This window comes from Sagittula marina (genome assembly GCF_014196795.1).
GTDB classification, from domain to species: domain Bacteria; phylum Pseudomonadota; class Alphaproteobacteria; order Rhodobacterales; family Rhodobacteraceae; genus Sagittula; species Sagittula marina.
In genome coordinates, this window is the sequence record NZ_JACIEJ010000005.1 from 1 (window position 1) to 20,733 (window position 20,733).

A 20,733-nucleotide genomic window follows, 5' to 3' on the forward strand; every position below is an offset into this window, starting at 1 on the left:
AGTACGACAAGCGCCGATACAAACGGCGCAACCGGATCGAGATCATGTTCGGCAGGCTCAAGGATTGGCGGCGAGTGGCTACCCGATACGACCGCTGTCCGAAGGTCTTCCTGTCGGCAATCGCCCTCGCTGCAACTGTCATTTATTGGCTATGAGTCCTGACCCTAGCGCGCCGTTTCACGACCTTTCTACCGATCCGTCGGACGGCAGGGTGTTTCAAAGGAATGTCGCGAGAGAGGATGAAGGGAGGCAGGCGTTGCGGAATTGATCCAGTGGATCTTTTCAGCTTTGAAAGAGCGGCGTGCCGGGTATATCCGACATGGCCTTGCGGCAACTAACCGGTTTCGTCGAGGGTCTGGGGCTTCTGCTCGGTCTGAACTGGCAGGTGGCTGACTTCAGAACGCTCTCCCACCGTCGGAAGGCACTTCGCGGTGTCCCGTATTGCAGCATTCCCGAGATGAACCCCTCCTGGAATTTATGTGAAAAGAGCCCGCATCAAGGTTTAGATAGGGTTTCCAAAGACTGGTGGTGAAGCCTTCGCAGCATGATCGAGCCTCTGGGGATCATGTCAGAATATTGCTCCAGTTCAGTGATATTTTGGCGTGCGACATGAAGTTAGAAAAAGAAATCGTCGTCCGGAACATCTCCTGCGGTTTCTTCAGCTTGGTGCTGGCCAGCTCGAAAATTCGCTGCATCGTCGGGATAAAAGTGGCTGAATATTTCGCGCTCGGCCTCGATGGTGAAGCACGCATAAATTTGGGCAAGCACATCATGCGACTGAGGGTCGCCCGATCCCGTGCCCCTTGGCAGCCGAGCTGCGAGATCACCGAGCCGCTCGGTGTGCGCCCGCGCAGGCGCAAAGTCGAATTCAAGTCGCGCGACCCGGCCTCTGATTTTACCGATGACGGTCTGCAGGGGGCTCAGGTCGTGGACCACTCGCTCGATCAACGGATTAATTCGCATCGACAGGGTGGTGGGCACCTGGATCGATCGGGTGATAATCTCTTCGGATTCGGTCGTGATCTGCCGCCCTAGCGTCCCTATCCTCAGCATCGTCTCGCGTATGCGGGCGAAGCTGTCGCTGGTGTCCTGTGCCACAAACTGGATCTGTTCCGCGACCACCTTCAGAGGCGTGCCGTCGTCACCGAGCCGGGCGCAGGCAAGCACCGCGTTCATGCCAATCTGCTTGATGTTGAACTGCACTTCCTCACCCTCGTGCGTCAACGCATTGAATTGATCCAGCTCTTCGTGCAGCATCCGGTCGAGCTCGCGCGTTCGCTCCTGCATCGGCCGCACGGTTTCGAGTGTCTGCGCGATCCGAGCAGACCCATCCAACAGAGTGTCCGCGTCCAGCGCATGGTCCGTCGTCCCAGCGAAATCTGCAAGATGCTTGTCAACAAGGGTTTGCAGACTGTCCGTCAGGACCGCGATGTTGGATTCCAGCCGGGCGAGGCTGCCCGACTGTTCGCGCGCGGCATCTGTAAGCAGCGTTGCTGCCATGGGTGGCAGCAGCCCGCCGTCGCCGGTCATGGTTTCCAGGATGTTGGCCACATGTTCCAACCGCTGGCGCGTTGCGTCGCCGACCTGCAGGCCCTCGACCGCCTGAGCTGTGGCGGATTGAATGGCCTGCACCTGGCGCGCCATCTCATCGCTCGCTCCCGCGATTGCGCGCACGTTGCGCTCGAATTCGCTCACATCGGCGATCAACGCACCAAAGGCTGTGCAGACGACGCCGTTCACCGTGGCGCCGACCTCGCCGATCATGTGCTCGACCTGCGTGACGGACGCGCGAATGCCGCGAATTGCACCCTCGAACTGGTGCAGCAACTGTTGCATCTGGCCCACGATGCGCGACCCATCGTCGGTCAGACTGCTCAGGCGCTGTTCCTGTATCAGCATCGACGACAGCACCACACGCGCGTTGACCATCACGAACCGCGTGGTCATGACCGAGCGGCGGACAGAGCTGACCTCCTTGTCGAGCGTGAGGATCATGTCATTCAATCCCTTGATCCGCCCGAAAATTTCGTGAAATCCAGTGCTGAGGTCGGCAAACGTCTCGGGTTGGGTGCAAGCCTGTTCGCGCAGCCGGTCCATGACGTCCTCGCGCCCAAGGGCTGCCAGCGAATCCACCGCTGCCAGCGCGGCACTCAGCAGGTCCGACACCTCAAGCAACTGTTCGCCTGTGGACAGAAAAACGTCCTCGGTTGCGTCGCGCAGCCGCAACACATCGTCCGACAGGGCGGCGTGCGCTCCGCCGAGGTGGTGTTCCTGCTGTTTTGGATGTGCGGCAGTCATCGCGCCACGCGACCCGGTTTGACCGCAAGCTGTGCGTGGCTGTCGATCTCCTTGGCGATACGCTGCAGTGCCACGACCTTGTCGACGCCGCCGGCATCGATCGCTTCGCGCGGCATGCCCCAGACGACGCTGGACGCTTCGTCCTGCGCCACGGTGCGCGCGCCCGAGGCATGCATTTCTGCCATGCCAGCCGCACCGTCGTCGCCCATTCCGGTCATGATGATCCCCAACGCGTTCGCGCCCGCCGCTTGCGCAACGGAACGAAAGAGCACATCGACCGAAGGCCGGTGTCGGCTGACATAGGGCCCATTGACAACATCCACCCGATAGCTGGTGCCACTGCGGCGCAATATCATGTGATGGTTGCCCGGCGCGATCAGCGCCGTTCCGCGGGTCATGACATCGCCGTTCTCGGCCTCGCGAACCTCGATCCGGCAGAGCGTATTCAGTCGATTGGCGAAAGCATGGGTGAATTTCTCGGGCATATGCTGCACAACTGCGATGGCAGGAGCCTCGGCAGGCAGGGCGGTCAGCACATCGCGCAGGGCTTCGGTCCCCCCGGTGGAGGCGCCGATGGCGACAATGGGCATGGTTTCGGGAACAGGCTTGGGTGGTCGATGTGGCAGTACGACGTCAGCGCTGTACTTCTCTCCAGGAACAAAGGCCGGAGCGGGACGGCGTGTCGCATCACCATGCCGGCTGGACACCGCGGCGCGCAACGCGTCGCCGATCTGCACTGCTGCCTCGGCCCGAGCCACCTGCGTATCGAGCCTCGGTTTCGCCAACACCTCTGCCGCGCCGAGATCCAGCGCCTTTAGCGCGCCCTGCGAGCCCGCTTCAGTGTAGCTGGAACACACGACCACAGGCATGGGACGCTGGGACATGATCTTTTTCAGGAAGGTCAGCCCATCCATGTTGGGCAATTCCAGATCCAGAAGTATCACGTCCGGCAGGCCTTTCTTCATCCGCTCGACCGCGATGAAAGGGTCCGAGGCGGTCGCGAAAAGTGACAGCCCGGCATCGGCGCGGATGATCGCCGAAAAGGCGCTGCGAACGGTGGCGCTGTCGTCGACGACAAGGACGTTGATTTGGCGGTTCGGCATCAGCTTAGTCCTTGCAGAAGACGGCGGGCGCGATCTGTGTCAGCGATGGCTGGCTCACAATCATACTTTCGGAATGGCCGACAAACAGATGGCCGCGCGGGGCCAGGTGATCCACCATGCGGCTGATCACCTTGGCCTGGTCGCGGGCGTCGAAGTAGATCAGCACATTTCGCAGAAAGATGACGTCGATATTCCGGTCGATCGGGCAGTCATGGCTCAGCAGGTTGATCTGCTGGAACTGCACCCGACGGCGCAGTTCCGGCACCACGCGCCATTCGCCCTTTCGGCGGCCGATGCCTTCCATCAGGTGATGCGCTTGATTGGCGGCCGGCACCGGCGCGATCTCGGCCTGATTGTAGACAGCTGCGCGCGCACGATCGAGAACCTTGAGATTTATGTCGGTTCCAAGGATGCCCCACTCGAAAGCGCCATGGCGGGTCGCATAGTCGGCCAACACCATCGCCGCGGTATAGGCCTCCATGCCTGAGGATGCTGCCGCGCTCCAGATCTTGAACATTGAGGCGCGGCCCGTTGCCGGACGCCGCTTCAACCGATCGGGCAGGATCGTCCCTGCCAGCAGCCGGAAATGCTCAGCTTCACGAAAGAAATCGGTCTTGTTGGTCGTCACCGCATCGAAGATCACGTCCAGCTCGCCTTCCAGCGCCCCCTCGTCAAAGAGGTAGGTGAAATACTGGTCCACCGATGCAAGCCGCAGCTCGGTCATGCGCCGCCGCAGACGGCTTTCCACCATCACACGCTTGTTTTGCGGCAGGCGCACCCCGATCTCATCCTTCACGATCTGCGAAAAACGCTCGAAGCGCTTGTCCGAGGATGTCTCTGCCGTTGCGACGCTGGTGGCCATTTCGTTCACGCAGCTTCCTTCCAGATTTCTGATGTGGCCTTGCGGTAGCGAAAGAGCAGGGGGGCGCCGGACGTATAGACGTCCGGATTGGCTCCATTGCCCGGATTTGTTCGCATTTTCACCAAGGCCCCGTCGTCGCCCCGCCGTTCAATCATGACCACGATTGCGGCGATCTTTGAAGCGGCGGAAAGATACCATTTGATCAGTTTAAGCTGGGTCGCATGTTCCATGACGTTGCCAATTCTACCGAACCTGTCCATGAACCTCGCATGTTCGACTGCAAGGAAATCGTTTTTAATCGGGTTGAGACACCACAGGCCCTCCGAATTTGATTATCCTCTCTGCAAAGGTCGATCATGATCACCGGTTTCAGGCGCGGCTTGGCTGCAGCTTCGATACGTGCGGAGTGGTCGAAGGCGAAGGCCACAAATACCCACCCATTTCTCACACCCCTAAAACCGCATTCAACAAACGTATGCGGCATAGAAATTAAGACGGTACTAATCGGCGTGGTTGCACATATCGGTCGAGACAATTCATATTAGAAATCCTGAGTGTTGGCTGAGGGCATGCCAAATCCCTTTGCTACTCGATACCGCACAGCCAATTGGCGCGGTTATATGTGTCGTGTTTCGCTTTTGCTCCGGTTGGATCCGGACCTGATTCTGGCAGGTGGCGAAGTCCGCCAAGCGTGTTCATCCCGAGACCGATGGACCGGGCCATTTTGCCTGACCAAGTAGACAAAACGGGTTGGGATCACCTCAACAGACCACGCGTTGGCGAGTGGTCCCCAACCAGAGATGAATTATGCGCGCCCATCGACAGAACAGGGGGGGGGGCATGGCCGGACACTTGAAAATGTCGCACCTTCAGCCTTCGTGGTGGCGAGGGCCATGCCACGCACCGTTGTCAATCGCACCCAACGGCTGGACGTATTGGCCGGTGAGACTTGGGCGATACGAGAGGCAGCACGGTGCGCTTCGTATCCACGCGAAGCGACGATCCAGAGGCCACGTGCAATGCGTAAGACGCTTGCCACGTCGATGCCGTTGAAATGAAATCATCCGCCTCGCCGCAGGCGGCGCGTGCGCGTGCCCACAAATGGAAATCATTCCTTTGCGATGGTTTCCAATCTGCTGAAAAGCACTTTCAAGATCGTTGTGCCGATACAGCCTCCTTGGATGATATCCCGATTATTCTAACTTCATTGTTGCACAGCTCTGACGGACGAAGGGTCACATTCCAGATCGCTTCGGTCTGACGGGCGGCCTTGGGCAAGCCGAAACCTTCCCGCAAGTTTGGCGGTCCGGGCCGACGTCACTCAGTGCCCGACATGCGAGGGGAACTTCTGTCAGGGCGGCGCTCAACGTAACGCTCTCAACGGACACCGTTTGGTGTCGGTGGGCCGCAGTGGTAACGGTGACCGTACCGTGATGCCAGAGTGCCCCGACCAGTTTCACACAGGTGACGGGATCGGTGGCGTGACCACCCCCCCTCCTGTCTCATAATTTGGACAGCTTCCGTTGTAGGGCGGGTAGGGGGAAACGTGTAAAGCAGACTGTCCCTCGCCATCACGCCTGAGGCGTGTGCTGTTTTGCGACTGATGGCAAGAACGACTTCAGAAAGCCGTAACAATGGCAGACGTGTCGCGTGCGTCGCAGGGGCATTTAGCATCGCATCCCATCCGAAACGGTAATTATACGATATATGCGTTGCTTTGAGCGAATCTTTTACCCGGATGCGCCCCTCGGACCCTGCCAATAATTGCGGAAAATTGGCGAATAAGCGTCTTTTCCAGCATTTTCAGGGTCAGGCTAAGCTGCGATGTGAGCGCTAGCGGAGGTCGTTTATCCACCGCAATGCGTTGGCGATTAAAATTTAGACGCAATTTTTGTTTATTAAAATCAACAGTGTAACATTGGGTGCTGTTGAATTCGTCGCTTAAGGAGGGCTGCTGGCGCGCTTTTTTCTTCCCAGAATGGATAAAAGCGGTAACATTCACGTAAATCACATCTTTAAGACAGGACGATTACGTGCCCCAAGAGTTCGAAGCGCCATCCGTAGCTCCTGATATCTCCGGCGTAGTGACGCGGCCGCTTATGCTCGGCTCTGATGGGTTGCGCGTTCTGGTGAAGGAGTGCCTTGGCGTCTCTGGCGTGCCGACGCGATGTGGCAGCGCTGCATTTGCAGATGCCCCGGCGGAGACCGTGCACTCCGCCGTGGTCGAAAATCTGTTGGCAGCGGAGGTGCGGATCACCGGCCTGGTGACGATGCATGAGATGGCCTTTGGTGTGAGCGGCGTAAACGCCTTTGCGGGGACCGCGCCGAACCCAAATTGGCCTGATCGCATTCCCGGCGGTTCGTCGTCTGGAACCGCCAGTGCCGTGGCTGCAGGGCTGTGTGACTTTGCCATCGGCACGGACACCGGCGGTTCGGTCCGTCAGCCCGCCTGCTGTTGTGGCGTCTACGGGCTGAAGCCGACCTTCGGGGCCATTGATCGGCGTGGCGCCGTGCCGCGCGTCTCATCCCTGGATGTGATCGGGCCAATGGCGCGCGATGCCGCGATGCTGGAACGCGCGGCGTCGATCCTTCTGAAATTCAACTGCGAACAGGTTCAAGCGCCGCGACTGGCCCGTATCACGGTCGAGGCCGATGCCGACATCAATGACGCCTTGGCTAAATCGTTGGCCGGCCAGGGGCAGATCCCCGCGCTGGATTTGCCGTCCTTCAAGGCGGCTTATGAGGCGGGTCTGGTGGTGATCAACCACGAAATCGCGCAGGAATTTGGGCAGCTTGCTCGCTCCAACGCTGTCATGGGGGAGGACGTGAGATCACGCATCCTTGCCGCGCTCGAGGTCACAGACGCACAGCGCGCCGAGGCGGAAGAGGTCCGCGCCCGGTTCACCGCCGAGGTGGATGCAGCGCTCGCCACGGTCGATGCGCTGGTCCTGCCCACGATGCCCTGCGTGCCGCCAACCTTGAGCGATGCGCAAGACCCCCGCGCGCTGATCCCTCTGACGCGGCTGGTGCGCCCCTTCAACCTCAGTGGCCATCCGGCGCTGACCATCCCGATCCTGACCGACAGCGGCTTGCCCGCAGGGCTGCAACTGGTGGGACGCAAGGGGGCCGATGCCACCCTCTGCGCCATCGCCCGCAGCCTGTTCCCAGCGAAACCGATAGTGGAGACCCAAGCATGACCCGCCCTGAACCCGACTTGTCGCGCACCGCCGCGCTGATGGCGCTTTGTGATACGATCCGTGGCCGCCGCGCCGAGTTTGACCAGCTGCGCCATATCCCCCAGGATATTGTCGACGGCTTTCGCAAGGTGGGCGTTTACCGCGCGTTCGTGCCGACCCGTCTGGGTGGCGATGCGGTCACGCCCATGCAATTTCTGGAGCTGATCGAGACCATTGCCGCCGCCGACCCTTCGGCAGGCTGGGTGGCGTCCTTTGGTGTGTCGTCGACCTATCTTGCGGCGCTTCCGGTGGAGACCTTTGATGCCATTTACGGCGCAAACCCTGACACGGTTTTTGCCGGGGGGCTGTTTCCGCCCCAGTCCGCGCAGCGCGTCGAAGGCGGGGTCGAGGTGTCGGGCCGGTGGGCGTGGTGCTCCGGCTCCATGTGCGCGGATCTGCTTGGGGGTGGCATAAAGATCGACGGCGACGAGACGCCGCTGCCCCGCACCGCGGTGATGCCCCGCGACAAGGTCACGATCGACGAGACATGGAACACCATCGGTCTGCGCGGCACCGGCAGCCATGACCTTGTTGTCGACAAGGTGGTCGTGCCTGACGACTGGACGTTTGTCCGTGGAAACCCGTCCGCGATGGAGGACCGGATTTTCCGTTACCCCGCCATGGCACTGGCGGCGCAGGTTCTGGCGGTCGTGGCTCTTGGTGCGGCGCGCGAGGCGCTTGATTTCATTCGCTCGGATGCGGCGCAGCGTGCATCGATCACCGGCGCCCCGAACCCCGGCGCGCGGCCTTATGTCCAGGCGCATCTGGCCCGCGCCGAGGCGACGCTCGCCGGCGCCCGCGCGCAGTTCTACGACGCCACCGCCAAGGCGTGGGAGGAGCTGGCCGACAACGACCGTGTGTCGACCGACACCCATGTCCGCTTGCGGCTTGCCGCGACAACGGCCGCCCATGACGGCGCCGAGGCCGCCCGGCAGGCGTTCTTGATGGGCGGCGCGGGCGCGATGATGGCCGGGCATCCTCTGGGACGGCTGATGGTCGACGCGGCCTGCGTCGCGCAACACGCCTTCATGGGGGAGGGCACATGGACCTCTGCCGGGGCGGCCATGTTCGGCGAACAGACACCGCCGGGTTTCCCCTGATTTCACCGACACAGAGACAGACATCTACCGACGAAGGACAATCTCATGACCGATACACCGCTGCGCACGCTCTTGTGCTTCAACAACCACCCGACGTTTTTCTCCTTGCCGTTCGATCAGATCGGACCGGTCTGGAAGGCCACGCAGGAACTGATGGCGGGCATCGACCAGATGGACGGCGTCACCATCGTTGGCACCTTTGATGACGACCAGACCATGGTCGGCGCCAGCCAGGGCTTTCCATTCACATGGTACATCATGGCTGATTTCCCCAACCGCGAGGCGGTGCAGGCGGCCTGCAATTTGCTGCGCACCATCGTCGTGGGCGAGGGCAATGACCGGCTGTGGAAATACATGACCGTCGAGGCCCGCATGGGCCGCGCGCTGGAGATCCCCAAGCTGTGAGCGATCTGGCCCCGATCCTTGCGCGGCTCGACCGTCTGGAGGCCGAAAGCGCCTGCCGTCGCTGCCTGTCCGACTACATGGACATCTGCGACCGTTTGGATGGTGACACGGACCTCGGCGCGCTGGGCGCGCTGTTCACCACCGATGCCGTCTGGGGCGGGGCGGGCGACCGCTACGCCAAGGACTTCGGCAGCCACAAGGGGCGTGACGCCATCGTTGCATGGCTCGGGGCCTTTTGCACGACGCCGCCGCATTTCGCCATGAACGCACATTTCCTGTCGTCCGAGGCCATCACCCACACGAACACCGGTCTCACGGGGCGCTGGTTGATGCTGCAAACACCGACATTCCACGACGGGCAATCGTTTCTGATGGCCGCCCGGCTGGAGATCGACTTTGCCCACGAGGACGGCGCGTGGCGCATGGACCGCTTCTCGACACGCAATCTTTACGCGCGCCCGGTCGGCGACTGGAATGCGCCCATTCAGATCCCCGCACCCGCTGCGGGCAAGTAGAAAGGACCACCCATGTCCCTTGATGAATTCCCCTCCGGTCCGGTCGATACGGATCAACTGATGAAAGGCGACCGCGTCGCCACCGCCATGTACGAAGATCCGGCCATCTTCGATGCCGAGATGGACAAGATTTTCGGCAAATGCTGGAACTGGGTTGGCCACGAAAGCGAAGTGCCCGGCAAAGGCAACTTCAAGCTGTCGTGGGTCGGTCAGCAGCCGATCATCATTTCCCGCGACCGCAAAGGCGAGCTGCACGTTCTGGTGAACCGCTGTCGTCACCGCGCCGCCAGCGTCTGCGAGATCAAGAAGGGCAAGACCTCGTCCTTTCAGTGTCCCTATCACGGCTGGGGCTATGCGCTGAACGGTGACCTGCGGGCGATCCCCTACACCGAAGGCTACAGTGCCGACTTCGACAAGGCCAACTACGGGCTGAAGAAGCTGCGCGTCGAAACCTTCGAGGGCATGATCTTTGCCACCTTCGACTGGGATGCAGAGCCGCTGGAGGACTTCCTTGGCAACGCCAAGCCGTGGATCCGCCTGTTCATGAAGCAGGGCGGTGGCTTTCCGATCAAGGCACTGGGGGAACATCAGTTCAAGGTGCCGATGAACTGGAAGGTTCAGCTGGAAAACACCACCGACGCCTACCACTTTCCCATCGTGCACAAATCCTTCCTGCAATCGCTGGACGGTGAGGCGCTCGATACGTTCTCCTTCATGGAAGACGACGACGGCTATGTCGAAGACCTCGGCAACGGCCACTCCGTCATGGTCATGATGCCGGAACTGATCGACCTCGACGATGACCCGGACGCGCCGATCCCCGAGCGGTTTGCAGAGCTGGCCGAGACGCTGCGCAAGGATTACGACGAAGCGCAGGTCAAGCGCATCGTGCGCGCCGTGGGCGGTTGCGGCTTCAACCTGAACCTTTTTCCCAACGCGGCCTGTTCGCTGTCGTTCTTCCGCATCCTGCGCCCCGTGTCGGTGAATGAAACCGAAATTCGCCACATCGCGCTTGGTATGGAGGGCGGCCCGGAAGCGGCCAACCAGATGCGGATGCGTCTGCACGAGCATTTCCAGGGTCCGATGGGCTTCGGCTCTCCGGACGATGCCGAGGTCTGGGAACGCGTGCAGCGCGGCTCTGCCGGGGCAGGGGAACTGGACGTGATGGTGAACCGGGGCCTCGGCCTTGAAAAAGAGGGCGAGAACGGTCTGCCGATTGGCGATGTCTCCGCCGAAACCGGCATGCGCTCGGCCTACAAGATGTGGAAAAAGGTGATGGACCAATGAAGGATATGGTCGCAACGGAGGTGACCCTCGAAGAGGTCACCGCATTCCTGTGGGCAGAAGCGGATCTGCTCGACGCGCGGGATTACGACGCCTGGCTCGCCTTGTGGACAGACGATGGCCACTACGTGATCCCGATCGAAAAGAACGCCACGGATTTCGCCAACACGCTCAACATTGCCTACGATGACAAGGCCATGCGCAAGATGCGGGTGGAGCGGTTTCAGGCGGGGTTTTCCATCTCGTCGGCGCCGCCTGCGGACAGCGTGCGCACCGTGTCGCGGATCGTCATCGACAAGGTCGAAGGCGAGGTTATCACCGTGCGCGCCGCGCAACATGTCATCGAGGACAAGTTCGGCCGCCAACGCGCCTTTGCCGCCAATGTGGAATGGGCGCTGGTGGTCACAGAGAACGGCCTGATGATCCGCGACAAGGTCGTGCGGCTGTTGAACTCCGACGGGACGCTGACCTCGATCAGCTACTTGTTCTGATGGGGGCGCCTTTGCCGGATAAGATCCAGACCGCTTTGGTCACAGGTGGGGCAAACGGGTTCGGCGCCACCGCCACCCGCGCCTTGCATGCCGCAGGCTATCGGGTGGTGATCGCCGACATCGACCAGGAGGCCGCGGGCAAACTGGCCTCCGAGCTTGACCTGTCGGGCGAAACCGCCGTGACGGCGACGTTGGATGTGTCCCGCCCCGAGGACTTTCAACTGGCGCTGGACAAGATCGTGGCCCGCTGGGGCTCCGCCGAAGTGCTGGTGAACAACGCGGCCCGCACCGAAGCCAAGCCCGTGCTGGAGATCGACCCGCATGAGTTCAACGCCATCATGGCGACGAATGCCGGTGGGGTGTTCGCCGGGTGCCAGACCTTTGGCAGGCATTTCAAGGAACGCGGCTACGGCCGCATCATCAACATGGCCTCGCTGGCCGGGCAGAACGGCGGCACCGCGACAGGCGCCCATTACGCCGCCTCCAAAGGGGCGATCCTGACGCTGACCAAGGTTTTTGCCCGTGATCTCGCCGCGTTTGGCGTGACATGCAATGCGATCTCGCCCGGACCGATGGACAGCCCGATGGTGCACAACATCGTGGGCGATAACCTCGACGGATTTCTGAAGAACGTCCCCGTCGGGCAGCTTGGGGACACGGCCTTTGTGGCCCGGATGGTCACCATGCTTGCCGGCCCGGATGCTGCCTTCGTCACCGGCGCGTGCTGGGACGTCAACGGCGGCCTGTACATGAGGTAAGGATGATGAAGGACATGCAGAACAGTTCAGCCCTGGTGCTCACCGTTGCCGAACGGATCGACGACAAGGGTGACATCATGCGCCTCACCCTCACCGGGGAGGGGCCGCTGCCAGAGGTCGCGGCAGGCGCTCATATCGACCTGCTGGTGGAGACGCCAGAGGGACCGATCTGGCGGCAATATTCGTTGGCGGGGGATCCCGCAGACCGCACGCAATGGCAGCTGGGCATCCTGAAAGACCCGGACAGCCGTGGCGGCTCCGTGGCGCTCCACCAGCTTGTGAAGGCGGGGGAAACCGTCCACGTCGAAGGGCCCCGCAACCACTTTCCGCTGGCGCAGGCGGATCATACCGTCTTGTTCGGCGGCGGGATCGGCGTGACACCCATGCTGGCGATGGCTTGGGAGCTGCACGCGAAGGGCGCTGATTTCACGCTGCATTACGCCACCCGCTCGGCAGAGCGCTGTGCCTTCGCAGATGTGCTCCCGGGCCTGCCGTTTGCGGACAATGTCGTGCTTTACCACGATGACGCGCAAAAGCTCGACCTTGATGCGGTGATGCCCGCCCCGAACCCGACCACGCATGTCTACGTCTGTGGGCCGCAAGGGTTCATGGATTGGGTGATCGCGCACGCAGAAGCCAGCGGCCATGCCACCGACCATGTGCATCGGGAGTATTTCAGCGCCGACGTGGACGCCTCCGGCGACAGCTTTGACGTCGAATGCGCGCAATCCGGCCTGACCGTCACCGTCGGCCCCGACGACACCATCGCCAAGGCCCTGGCCCGCGAAGGGCTGAAGATCGAGGTGAAATGCGAAGAAGGCATCTGCGGCACCTGTGTGACCGATGTGCTGGAGGGCGAAATCGACCACCGCGACCAGTTCCTCACCGAGGACGAGCGCGAGGACAATGACCAGATTTGCGCCTGCTGCTCTCGTGGGCGCGGCAAGCTGGTCCTGGATATCTGAGGAGCGAGATGATGGAGTTACAACCCCTTTTCCGAGAAGGCATGTCGCGGCTCGGTGCCTCTGTCACCGTGCTGACAACGGATGGAAGCGCGGGCCAGCATGGTATGACGGCCTCGGCGGTCTGTTCCGTGACGGACACGCCCCCCACGCTGTTGGTCTGCGTCAATCGCGCCAACCGCAGCCATGATTTGTTCCTGCAAAACGGCGTGTTATGCGTCAACGTGCTCGCAGGCCACCACCGCGATCTGTCTGGCGTCTTCGCCAACAGCAAGGCCCCGGATCGGTTTGAACAGGCCGGGTGGACAACGCATGTCACAGGTGCTCCGGTGCTTGACGACGCGACCGTGTCTTTCGACTGCACAATCGTTGATCGGACGGAGATCGGAACGCATTCAGTCTTCTTTTGCGAGGTGCAAGAGATTGCACTTGCCCAAGGTGCGCCGGAAAGCTTGGTCTGGTGCAACCGGACGTTCCACGATTTGCGGGCGGCCTCCTAAGGGCCCTTCGCCACTTCCGCGACGGCTGCACTACGAACGGCTGCGCGTCATACTCAACCAACAGGAAACGAAACGCTTATGAAACTCATTCTTGCCTCGGCCACCGCTCTGATGATGGCCTCCACCGCCATGGCGCAAACCCAGACCACGCTGACGGTGGCGAACTGGCTGCCGCCCGCGCATCCGCTGGTGTCCGAAGTCATCGTGCCCATGACCGAACAGATCACCGAGGCCACCGGCGGCACGGTGCAGACCACCATCCTGCCCGCCCCCCTGGGACCGCCCGCTGCGCATTTTGACTTTGCCGTCAACGGTGTGGCCGATATCACCTTTGGCGTGCAGGGCTACAATCCGGGCCGCTTCACCACCACCAACCTGGCCGAGCTTCCCTTCCTCAGCGACAGTGCAGAGGCCACGTCGGTCGCCTACTGGCGGGTCTTCGAGGATCAGCTGATCGATGCCGGCGAATACGATCAGGTGAAAGTGCTTGGCGTTTTCACCCACGGTCCCGGCGAGATCTTCATGAAGGAGGCGGACGCCAGCTCCGCGGATGTGCTGAAAGGGGCCAAGCTGCGCGTCGGCGGCGGCATCGTGCATGAGGTCGCCACCACGCTCGGCGCCGTCCCCGTCGAAGGACCGTCCTCCAAGGCCTACGAGCTGCTCAGCCAGGGCGTCGCGGACGGCATCCTGTTCCCCTACGAGTCGGTCAACTTCTTCAAACTGATCCCGCAGCTCGACATCGGCATCTCTGTGCCCGGCGGTCTGTACAATACCTCCTTCTACGTGGTGATGAACAAGGCCAAGTGGGACAGCCTGAGCGCCGAACAACAAGAGCAGATCGACAGCGTCACCGGCGAGGCTCTGGCCCGCATGGCAGGCAAGATGTGGGATCGCGCCGATGAAAAGGGCGTCGACGCCATGGACGGGCAGATTGCCGTGTCGCCCGCGACCGATACGCAGCTGGAGGCATGGACAGCCGCCTTGCAGCCGGTGATCGAAAGCAAGCTGGGAGAGATGGACGAGGCCGGTCTCGACAGCGCCGCGCTTTATGATGCGTTCAAGGCAGAGATCGCCACAGCCGAAGCCGAGCTGCAATGAAACCCAGCGAGATGAGCCTTACGGATCGCTCAATGCAAACCCCGGCAGCCCATCGGCTGTCGGTCCCCGGCATCACGCTGCGGGGGGTGTTGTCGGTGCTTGGCGGTCTGTTCCTGCTGGCGATGATGGCGCTGACCGTTCTGGATGTGCTCGGGCGCTACCTGCTGAACGCACCGGTGGCCGGGGCGGGGGAGCTGACCGAGATCCTGCTGTGCGCGACGATTTTCCTCGGGCTGTGTGCCGTGGCCTTGCGTGATGAGCATGTGACCGTCGACCTGATCACCGATCTGTTGCCGGACTGGGTGCAGCCCTGGCGGCGCGTGGCTTGCGGCGTCTTCGGCTCCGTGATCCTGGGCTTGGTCACGTGGCGGCTTGCCGTCTACGCCGGGCAGATCGGCAGCTACGGCGGCCAGACCTCAACCCTGAAGCTGCCCATCGCGCCGCTGGGCTACTTCTGCGCGCTGTGCACCGGCGTTGGCGCCGTGCTGAGCACGGTCGTTCCCGTGCACCGCCTGATCCGCTATCTGAAAGGGTAACCCCATGGAATTTCTCGCATCTTGGCCCGTGGGCATGGTGGTGATCTTTGCCCTCCTGCTGGCGGGTGTCCCGATCTCCTTTGCCCTGGCCGGTGTCGGCGTCGCCGGTGTTGCGGCGATCATCGGATGGAGCCCGGCGCTCTCGTTGCTGGGCTCGACCTTCTTTGACAACGGGCGCGACTATTCCCTGTCGGTGCTGCCGCTGTTCCTGTTGATGGGCAATTTCGTGGTGCAATCGGGCATCGCGCAAGAGCTCTACGCATCGGCCTACGCGTGGTTGCGCCATCGCAAAGGCGGCCTTGCCACGGCGACCGTGATTGCCTGCGGCGCGTTCTCGTCCGTGTGTGGATCCTCGATGGCCACGGCCGCCACGATGACGCGGATCGCGCTGCCGTCGATGCGCAAGTTCGGCTACCCGGATCAACTCTCCACTGCAGCCATCGCAGCGGGTGGGACGCTTGGCATTCTGATCCCGCCCTCCGTCATTCTGGTGTTCTACGGCATCATGACCCAGCAGGACATTGGCAAGCTGTTCCTGGCGGGGCTGATCCCCGGCGTCCTTGGCGTCATCGGCTATGCCATCGCGGTGCGCATCACCGTGACCTGGCGCGGTATGGACCTGCCGGTGGAGGAAAAGCTGCCGCTGATGGATCGCATCCGCGCGCTGAAGGGCACGGCCGGGGCGCTGCTGCTGTTCGCTTTCGTGATGGGTGGCATCTATCTTGGGGTCTTCACCCCGACCGAAAGCGCCGGGATGGGCGCGGGTGGCGCGTTGCTGCTGGTGCTTCTGTCGGGCCGCTTCTCGCTGCGCGCTTTGGGCGATGTCCTCTATGACACGATGAAGACGACAGCCATGATGTTCTTCATCCTGTTCGGTGCGCTGACCTTTACCAACTACGTCAACATGAGCGGCATGACCGCTGACATCCAGGGGTTCCTTGCCAGCTTTGGCTCGACCCCGACGATGACCATTCTGATCATTCTGGGCATCTATCTTTTGCTGGGCTGCGTGCTTGAAAGCCTGTCGATGATCATGCTGACCGTGCCGGTGTTCTACCCCATCGTTGCGGCGCAGGGCTTTGACCTGATCTGGTTCGGCATCTTTGTCGTGATGGTAACGGAAATCAGCTACATCACGCCGCCGGTGGGGATGAATGCCTTCGTGCTGCGGTCTGTTGTGCCGGACGTGCGGCTGGGCACCATCTTCTCCGGGCTTGCGCCCTTTGTGGTGCTGGACGTGGTGCGGGTGGCCTTGCTGACCATCTTCCCCGGCATCGTTTTGTTCTTGACCTGAGGAGGCCAACATGACCCTCAAGATTGCTGTCGTCGGGGCGGGCAATATCGGCACCGCCATGGCCGCCCTGCTGGGAGGCACCGACTGTGACCTGACGGTGGTGGCACGTGGCGCCCGCGCCGCCCAGGTCGCGGCGAACGGCCTGCGCCTCGATGATCGTGGAACCCTGCATGAGGCCCATCCGCCGGTGGTTGAACGGCTGGAGACGCCACAGGATGCCGTTTTCCTTTGCGTGAAATCGCATCAGCTGCCGCAGGCGGTTGCCCTCAACGCAGGCGGGATCGGCCCGGACACATTGATCATTCCGATGGTGAACGGGCTGCCGTTCTGGTTCTTCGCCGGAAAGGGCGAGGTGCCCTTTGTGGACCCGGAGGGAACTCTTGCGCGCCATCTGCGGCCCGAGCAGGTCCTTGGTGCGGTGTTGCTGATGACCGTGCGGATGGAGGGGGATCTGGCCCTGTCCACCAATACGCCGACGCTCTCGCTGGGGCCTGCGGCGGTTCATCCGCCGGGACTGGTGCCTTTGCAGGACACTCTGGAACAGGCCGGCGTGCGCGTCGACCTCGCCAGCGACATCCGCGAAAAGGTGTTGGGCAAATTGCTGGGCAACATCACCACGAACCCTCTGTCGGCGCTGCTTGGCTGCACGCTCAAGACGATCGGCGAAACGCCCGAGCTGGGGCAACTGGTGTGCGCCGTCGCCGATCCGTTTCGCCAGTGGGCGGCGGGGCAGGGCGTGGCATTGCCTGACAACCAATGGCTTCTGGACCTGCTGATCGACGCCGGGGATTTTCCCACCTCCATGTTGCAGGACGCGCGCGCTGGTCGCACGCTTGAACTGGACGCCATCGCCCGCGCGCCGTTGGCTTTGGCGGCGCAGTCCGGCCACCCCATTCCCGCGCTGAAGGCGATCCTCGAAGCCATTGATGAAGCCGATAGCCTGCCGCTCTCCCCGGCCAAAGCGGGGGGCCTTCCGCCTCGCCTGCTGGCCAACCTGGAAAAGGAGTTAATCCAATGAACGATATGTCCACGGTCCAGAAACCCATCGACCAGATGACCGAGGCCGAACTGCGCGTGCAACTGACGGATTTCTATCACCTCGTCAGCTACCTCGGCTGGACCGAGCTGATCTTCAACCATATTTCGGTGCGCCTGCCCGGTGATGAGCACGCCTATCTGGTCAACCCGATGGGGCTGCACTACGACGAGGTCACGCCGGACAATCTTCTGGTGGTCGGTGTCGATGGCAAGCTGAAGCGCGAAAGCGAATACAAGCCCAATCCTGCGGGGTTCGCGCTGCATGGCGCGATCCACGAACACCGCCCGGATGTGGGCTGCGTGGTGCACACCCACACCACGCCTGTCTCTGCCATCACGATGAAGGGCTATGACATAGATCACAATTCCTTCTACGGCGCGCAGCTGTATGGGCGCGTGGCGTATCATACCTTCGAAGGCATCACGATCTACGACGAGGAGCGCGACCGCATGCTCCAGTCGCTTGGCGACAAGCATGTTCTGGTTTTGAAAAACCACGGCGTCGCCTGCATGGAGACGGACATCCCGCTGACCTTTTTCCTGCTCTGGACGTTTCAGCGCGCGGCAGAAATCCAATGCGCCTCCGCTGCGCTGCCGGGGCCGGACAGCCAGCTTCCCGAAACCATCAAGGAAAAATGCGCAGCCGATGCACAGCGGCTCAAGGAAAGCGCGTCTTTCGCCACGCTGCTGTTCGACGCCATGGTCCGCAAGATGAAGCGTGACCGCCCGGAATTCGCCTGACGACGCGCACAGGTGGGGCCAGACGGCCCCGCCTTAAAGGTCCCCGAGCTTGTGAAACACCTTCTCCAGCAGCAGGTTCATCACCATTTTTTCCTCTCGCGACATATCGTCAAAGACAGCGCGGAAGATCTCATCGGCCACGGCGCGGGCCTTGCGGCGCAACTGATGGCCCTCGGACGTCAGCGTGACCTCTGTCACGCGGCCATCGGTCTGGCGCGGGGCCGTGGTGACCAGACCCTGCGCGGCCATGCGCTGTACGATCTTGGTGGCGGTGGTGAGCTTGATGATACACAGGCGCGCGATCTCAGAGACCGACAGCGCCGGCTCCTCGTAAACCGACATGAGCACCCGCCAATAGGTGATGTCGAGCCCTTCGGCCTTCAGCCGTTGTTCCATGACCATGTTGTATTGGTTCGACGTCTGGGTGATCCAGTAGAACGGCCAATCGGTTTTGGAAAAATAGGGCTCTGTCTCTGGGCGGCCCGTGTTTTGATCGTCGGTCTGTTGCATGCGCGGGCCTTGGATGGAATGCGTTCGTCAGGGGTAGGCAAGCTCTGGGGCAACTGCAACGGCTTGGCCTGAAATCTACGCGCAATGTGGCGCATGGGTCCAGGCAGGCGAAAATCTGCGTCGCTCGTGACAAAGGTATCTACCGCCAGACGCAGGTCTCGCCAAGGCGCAGACGCGCCTTTATCAGGATTTGCAGGACAGGGGTGCGCCCCATGCGAGGAGACGGGCAGAATGACCAACATGGCGGAACGCGTCGCTGACATATTGCTGACGGCGCGCGAGACGGGGCAGCGCGGCGATGCCACCCGGCTGCCGGTGCCAGACTATGCCGAAGCGCTCGACATCCAGAGCCGGCTGCTCCGTCACCTTGGTCCGATCAGCGGCTTCAAGGTTGGCGCATTTCGCGACGGGCAGCCGGCGATGGCGCCGATCCCGCGCGCGCATACCTTTGATAATGGGGCCGATGTGCCCGCACGCGACCGGCTTGGTCTTGAATTGGAAATCGGTTTCGACCTTCTGCGCGCGCCCGACCCGGCGATGCGGGACAGGCCGCAGGACTACGTTGTGCCGCGTCTTGTGCTGGAGCTGTGTGATCAGCGGTTGTCCGGCGAAGCGCTGGACCCGGCGGTAAAGCTCGCGGACATGCAGCTTAACCACGGTCTGGTCCTCGGTCCTGTTCTGACGGATTGGGACGGGGGCGACTTCGGACACCTTACCGCACGGCTGCAATGTGGAGCGGACTTGGTGGTGGATGGCCCGGTCAGCGTGCCGGGCGGGTCCGCGCTGCGCGCTCTGTGGGTGCTGATGGACCATCTGGGCGATCACTGTGGCGGGCTTCAGGTGGGGCAGACGATCATCACGGGGTCTGTCTCCGGCCTGGAATGGTTTCCGCCGGGCACGGACGTCCAAGCCCGGATCGAAGGCTTCGGTGACCTCACCTGCCGCCTTGTTCAGGCATGATCCTGCGCCTCGGACAACAGCGCCTGCGTTCGGTCCGAGAGGTACTCTGCCACCAGACGTGCCGCGCGTGAGAGTGGCCGCCGCGCGTCAATCGCGACGGCAATCGTGGGCGGCACCAACCCCTTGTCCCGCAAGGGCAGAAACACCAGCCGCCCATCCCGCAATTCCGGCAGGGCGTCCAGTTCCGAGGTGATCATCGCCACGTCGCCTTGCAGCAGGGCGCGCTTGAGTACCTGAAGCGAATTCGACGCCAGCACCGGGGTGTTTTCGGCAAAGAACCACGCGTGCCGCGCCTCCATGTATTGGCGCATGGGCAGCAGGGCGCTTTGCGACACAAGGGCATGGCCGTTGACCTTGGCCAGCGTCGTCTCTGCCTCGGCGGCAAGCGGATGCTCCGGCGCCACGATGCAGCCAAAGCGCAGCTTTTCGCTCCATAGCACATGCTGGTGACGCAGCCGCGGCAGATTGAAGGCCATGGCCACCTCTACCGTCCCTTCGTCCAGTTCACGTGCGGCGGCGGCCGGGGTGGCGATGTCCAGTGTCAGGCGAATTTGCGGGTGCTCTGCACGCAGCCAGCAATGCAGGTCTTCGAGCACGCCATTGGCGAGGCTGTCCATCGCGACGAGCCGCACGTTGCCGCGCTCCTGGCCGCGCATCTCCTGCAGCTCCGCTTCCAGCCGCTCCGCGTCCGACCGCCAACGGCGCGCCATGACGACCACCGCTTCGCCTGCGGCGGTCGGGCGCATGCCGCGGGGCAACCGTTCGAACAAGGGCGCGCGATTCGCCTCTTCGAGCGTTTTTATGTGGCGGTCGATGGCCGACGCCGCGATTCCCAGGGCGCGCGACGCGGCCTGCACCGAGCCGTGTTCCGCCACTGCCTCAACATACAGCAGTTGGCGCGGAAAGAGGTGAAGTTTCATCAATACCCCGAATTTTGCATACTCAATTTGAGAACGCAAAATCATCTAATTTGTCATGGATGGCAATCGTCGGACTGCGTACCGTCTGTTGAAACATTACCGTTCCGCCTGAAAGGACCGCA

23 protein-coding genes and 1 pseudogene are annotated in these 20,733 nt (G+C 62.1%); 17 read left to right on the forward strand and 7 right to left on the reverse strand.

All coding sequences use genetic code 11. From position 1 onward, the window contains the following. Together GGQ68_RS10460 and GGQ68_RS24290 are read left to right on the forward strand one after the other, a co-directional pair. On the forward strand, positions 1 to 155 hold a 155-nt coding region (locus GGQ68_RS10460), incomplete at its 5' end, for a transposase (protein WP_183965754.1). 164 nt (positions 156 to 319) lie between these two features. Continuing rightward, positions 320 to 442 (forward strand): annotated as a pseudogene (locus GGQ68_RS24290) (transposase); the annotation flags it as partial. A 173-nt stretch (positions 443 to 615) separates the two neighbouring features. On the opposite strand, the gene GGQ68_RS10470 reads toward GGQ68_RS24290, so the two are convergent. The 5 genes from GGQ68_RS10470 to GGQ68_RS10490 form a co-directional block, all read right to left on the reverse strand. Further along, a complete protein-coding gene (locus GGQ68_RS10470; protein ID WP_183965756.1) occupies positions 616 to 2,298 on the reverse strand; it encodes a methyl-accepting chemotaxis protein in 1,683 nt (560 codons plus the stop codon). Then, a complete protein-coding gene (locus GGQ68_RS10475; protein WP_183965757.1) occupies positions 2,295 to 3,401 on the reverse strand; it encodes a protein-glutamate methylesterase/protein-glutamine glutaminase in 1,107 nt (368 codons plus the stop codon). The genes GGQ68_RS10470 and GGQ68_RS10475 overlap by 4 nt, the downstream gene beginning before the upstream one ends. 4 nt (positions 3,402 to 3,405) lie before the next feature. Continuing rightward, positions 3,406 to 4,263, reverse strand: a complete 858-nt coding sequence (locus tag GGQ68_RS10480; protein ID WP_183966424.1) for a CheR family methyltransferase — start codon at positions 4,261 to 4,263, stop codon at positions 3,406 to 3,408. Between the two features lie 5 nt (positions 4,264 to 4,268). Further along, on the reverse strand, positions 4,269 to 4,523 hold the full coding sequence (locus tag GGQ68_RS10485) for a hypothetical protein (RefSeq protein WP_183965758.1): 255 nt from the start codon (positions 4,521 to 4,523) through the stop codon (positions 4,269 to 4,271). Between the two features lie 1,436 nt (positions 4,524 to 5,959). Then, positions 5,960 to 6,265: a hypothetical protein gene (locus GGQ68_RS10490; RefSeq protein ID WP_183965759.1), complete on the reverse strand. Its 306-nt coding sequence runs from the start codon at positions 6,263 to 6,265 to the stop codon at positions 5,960 to 5,962. 31 nt (positions 6,266 to 6,296) lie between these two features. Here GGQ68_RS10490 and GGQ68_RS10495 point away from each other — a divergent pair, with 31 nt between their 5' ends. From GGQ68_RS10495 to GGQ68_RS10560, 14 genes are all read left to right on the forward strand, one after another. After that, on the forward strand, positions 6,297 to 7,460 hold the full coding sequence (locus GGQ68_RS10495; RefSeq protein ID WP_343055923.1) for an amidase: 1,164 nt from the start codon (positions 6,297 to 6,299) through the stop codon (positions 7,458 to 7,460). After that, positions 7,457 to 8,599 carry an acyl-CoA dehydrogenase family protein gene (locus GGQ68_RS10500; RefSeq protein ID WP_183965760.1) on the forward strand — a complete coding sequence of 381 codons (1,143 nt, stop codon included), beginning with the start codon at positions 7,457 to 7,459 and terminating at the stop codon, positions 8,597 to 8,599. The genes GGQ68_RS10495 and GGQ68_RS10500 overlap by 4 nt, the downstream gene beginning before the upstream one ends. A gap of 45 nt (positions 8,600 to 8,644) precedes the next feature. After that, positions 8,645 to 9,004 (forward strand): hypothetical protein, encoded by a 360-nt coding sequence (locus GGQ68_RS10505; RefSeq protein ID WP_183965762.1) that lies wholly within the window; start codon positions 8,645 to 8,647, stop codon positions 9,002 to 9,004. Further along, a complete protein-coding gene (locus tag GGQ68_RS10510) occupies positions 9,001 to 9,519 on the forward strand; it encodes a nuclear transport factor 2 family protein (RefSeq protein WP_183965764.1) in 519 nt (172 codons plus the stop codon). Before GGQ68_RS10505 ends, GGQ68_RS10510 begins: the two co-directional genes overlap by 4 nt. Before the next feature lie 12 nt (positions 9,520 to 9,531). Continuing rightward, complete coding sequence (locus GGQ68_RS10515) at positions 9,532 to 10,806, forward strand: aromatic ring-hydroxylating oxygenase subunit alpha (RefSeq protein WP_183965766.1); 1,275 nt, start codon at positions 9,532 to 9,534, stop codon at positions 10,804 to 10,806. After that, a complete protein-coding gene (locus GGQ68_RS10520) occupies positions 10,803 to 11,294 on the forward strand; it encodes an aromatic-ring-hydroxylating dioxygenase subunit beta (RefSeq protein ID WP_183965767.1) in 492 nt (163 codons plus the stop codon). Before GGQ68_RS10515 ends, GGQ68_RS10520 begins: the two co-directional genes overlap by 4 nt. 11 nt (positions 11,295 to 11,305) lie before the next feature. After that, complete coding sequence (locus GGQ68_RS10525; protein ID WP_246429331.1) at positions 11,306 to 12,052, forward strand: SDR family NAD(P)-dependent oxidoreductase; 747 nt, start codon at positions 11,306 to 11,308, stop codon at positions 12,050 to 12,052. Positions 12,053 to 12,054: 2 nt separating this feature from the next. Then, positions 12,055 to 13,017, forward strand: coding sequence for a PDR/VanB family oxidoreductase (locus GGQ68_RS10530; protein WP_183965769.1), 963 nt, complete (start codon positions 12,055 to 12,057; stop codon positions 13,015 to 13,017). An 11-nt stretch (positions 13,018 to 13,028) separates the two neighbouring features. Further along, the gene (locus GGQ68_RS10535; RefSeq protein WP_183965770.1) at positions 13,029 to 13,514 is read left to right on the forward strand and encodes a flavin reductase; all 486 of its coding nucleotides are present in this window, start codon (positions 13,029 to 13,031) and stop codon (positions 13,512 to 13,514) included. A 78-nt stretch (positions 13,515 to 13,592) separates the two neighbouring features. Next, positions 13,593 to 14,612: a TRAP transporter substrate-binding protein gene (locus tag GGQ68_RS10540; protein ID WP_183965771.1), complete on the forward strand. Its 1,020-nt coding sequence runs from the start codon at positions 13,593 to 13,595 to the stop codon at positions 14,610 to 14,612. Positions 14,613 to 14,644: 32 nt separating this feature from the next. After that, entirely contained in the window at positions 14,645 to 15,148 is a 504-nt protein-coding gene (locus tag GGQ68_RS10545) for a TRAP transporter small permease (protein WP_183965772.1), read from the forward strand. 4 nt (positions 15,149 to 15,152) lie between these two features. Then, positions 15,153 to 16,442 (forward strand): TRAP transporter large permease, encoded by a 1,290-nt coding sequence (locus GGQ68_RS10550; RefSeq protein ID WP_183965774.1) that lies wholly within the window; start codon positions 15,153 to 15,155, stop codon positions 16,440 to 16,442. 10 nt (positions 16,443 to 16,452) lie between these two features. Continuing rightward, positions 16,453 to 17,460 (forward strand): ketopantoate reductase family protein, encoded by a 1,008-nt coding sequence (locus tag GGQ68_RS10555; protein ID WP_183965776.1) that lies wholly within the window; start codon positions 16,453 to 16,455, stop codon positions 17,458 to 17,460. Continuing rightward, on the forward strand, positions 17,457 to 18,221 hold the full coding sequence (locus GGQ68_RS10560; protein ID WP_221235571.1) for a class II aldolase/adducin family protein: 765 nt from the start codon (positions 17,457 to 17,459) through the stop codon (positions 18,219 to 18,221). The genes GGQ68_RS10555 and GGQ68_RS10560 overlap by 4 nt, the downstream gene beginning before the upstream one ends. A 33-nt stretch (positions 18,222 to 18,254) precedes the next feature. Here GGQ68_RS10560 and GGQ68_RS10565 read toward each other — a convergent pair whose 3' ends face one another. Beyond that, positions 18,255 to 18,731 carry a MarR family winged helix-turn-helix transcriptional regulator gene (locus GGQ68_RS10565; RefSeq protein WP_183965778.1) on the reverse strand — a complete coding sequence of 159 codons (477 nt, stop codon included), beginning with the start codon at positions 18,729 to 18,731 and terminating at the stop codon, positions 18,255 to 18,257. A 231-nt stretch (positions 18,732 to 18,962) separates the two neighbouring features. On the opposite strand from GGQ68_RS10565, the gene GGQ68_RS10570 reads away from it, so the two are divergent. Next, entirely contained in the window at positions 18,963 to 19,691 is a 729-nt protein-coding gene (locus GGQ68_RS10570; RefSeq protein WP_183965779.1) for a hydratase, read from the forward strand. Here GGQ68_RS10570 and GGQ68_RS10575 read toward each other — a convergent pair. Further along, on the reverse strand, positions 19,682 to 20,611 hold the full coding sequence (locus tag GGQ68_RS10575) for a LysR family transcriptional regulator (protein ID WP_183965781.1): 930 nt from the start codon (positions 20,609 to 20,611) through the stop codon (positions 19,682 to 19,684). The two genes, GGQ68_RS10570 and GGQ68_RS10575, sit on opposite strands and share 10 nt — an antisense overlap. Positions 20,612 to 20,733 lie beyond the last annotated feature (122 nt).

Bases quoted from the DNA above. Each gene is read 5' to 3' on its own strand.
- GGQ68_RS10470 (WP_183965756.1), bottom strand. From the start codon at position 2,298: ATGACTGCCGCACATCCAAAACAGCAGGAACACCACCTCGGCGGAGCG.
- GGQ68_RS10475 (WP_183965757.1), bottom strand. From the start codon at position 3,401: ATGCCGAACCGCCAAATCAACGTCCTTGTCGTCGACGACAGCGCCACC.
- GGQ68_RS10480 (WP_183966424.1), bottom strand. From the start codon at position 4,263: ATGGCCACCAGCGTCGCAACGGCAGAGACATCCTCGGACAAGCGCTTC.
- GGQ68_RS10485 (WP_183965758.1), bottom strand. From the start codon at position 4,523: ATGGACAGGTTCGGTAGAATTGGCAACGTCATGGAACATGCGACCCAG.
- GGQ68_RS10500 (WP_183965760.1), top strand. From the start codon at position 7,457: ATGACCCGCCCTGAACCCGACTTGTCGCGCACCGCCGCGCTGATGGCG.
- GGQ68_RS10505 (WP_183965762.1), top strand. From the start codon at position 8,645: ATGACCGATACACCGCTGCGCACGCTCTTGTGCTTCAACAACCACCCG.
- GGQ68_RS10515 (WP_183965766.1), top strand. From the start codon at position 9,532: ATGTCCCTTGATGAATTCCCCTCCGGTCCGGTCGATACGGATCAACTG.
- GGQ68_RS10520 (WP_183965767.1), top strand. From the start codon at position 10,803: ATGAAGGATATGGTCGCAACGGAGGTGACCCTCGAAGAGGTCACCGCA.
- GGQ68_RS10530 (WP_183965769.1), top strand. From the start codon at position 12,055: ATGATGAAGGACATGCAGAACAGTTCAGCCCTGGTGCTCACCGTTGCC.
- GGQ68_RS10535 (WP_183965770.1), top strand. From the start codon at position 13,029: ATGGAGTTACAACCCCTTTTCCGAGAAGGCATGTCGCGGCTCGGTGCC.
- GGQ68_RS10540 (WP_183965771.1), top strand. From the start codon at position 13,593: ATGAAACTCATTCTTGCCTCGGCCACCGCTCTGATGATGGCCTCCACC.
- GGQ68_RS10545 (WP_183965772.1), top strand. From the start codon at position 14,645: ATGCAAACCCCGGCAGCCCATCGGCTGTCGGTCCCCGGCATCACGCTG.
- GGQ68_RS10550 (WP_183965774.1), top strand. From the start codon at position 15,153: ATGGAATTTCTCGCATCTTGGCCCGTGGGCATGGTGGTGATCTTTGCC.
- GGQ68_RS10555 (WP_183965776.1), top strand. From the start codon at position 16,453: ATGACCCTCAAGATTGCTGTCGTCGGGGCGGGCAATATCGGCACCGCC.
- GGQ68_RS10560 (WP_221235571.1), top strand. From the start codon at position 17,457: ATGAACGATATGTCCACGGTCCAGAAACCCATCGACCAGATGACCGAG.
- GGQ68_RS10565 (WP_183965778.1), bottom strand. From the start codon at position 18,731: ATGCAACAGACCGACGATCAAAACACGGGCCGCCCAGAGACAGAGCCC.
- GGQ68_RS10570 (WP_183965779.1), top strand. From the start codon at position 18,963: ATGACCAACATGGCGGAACGCGTCGCTGACATATTGCTGACGGCGCGC.
- GGQ68_RS10575 (WP_183965781.1), bottom strand. From the start codon at position 20,611: ATGAAACTTCACCTCTTTCCGCGCCAACTGCTGTATGTTGAGGCAGTG.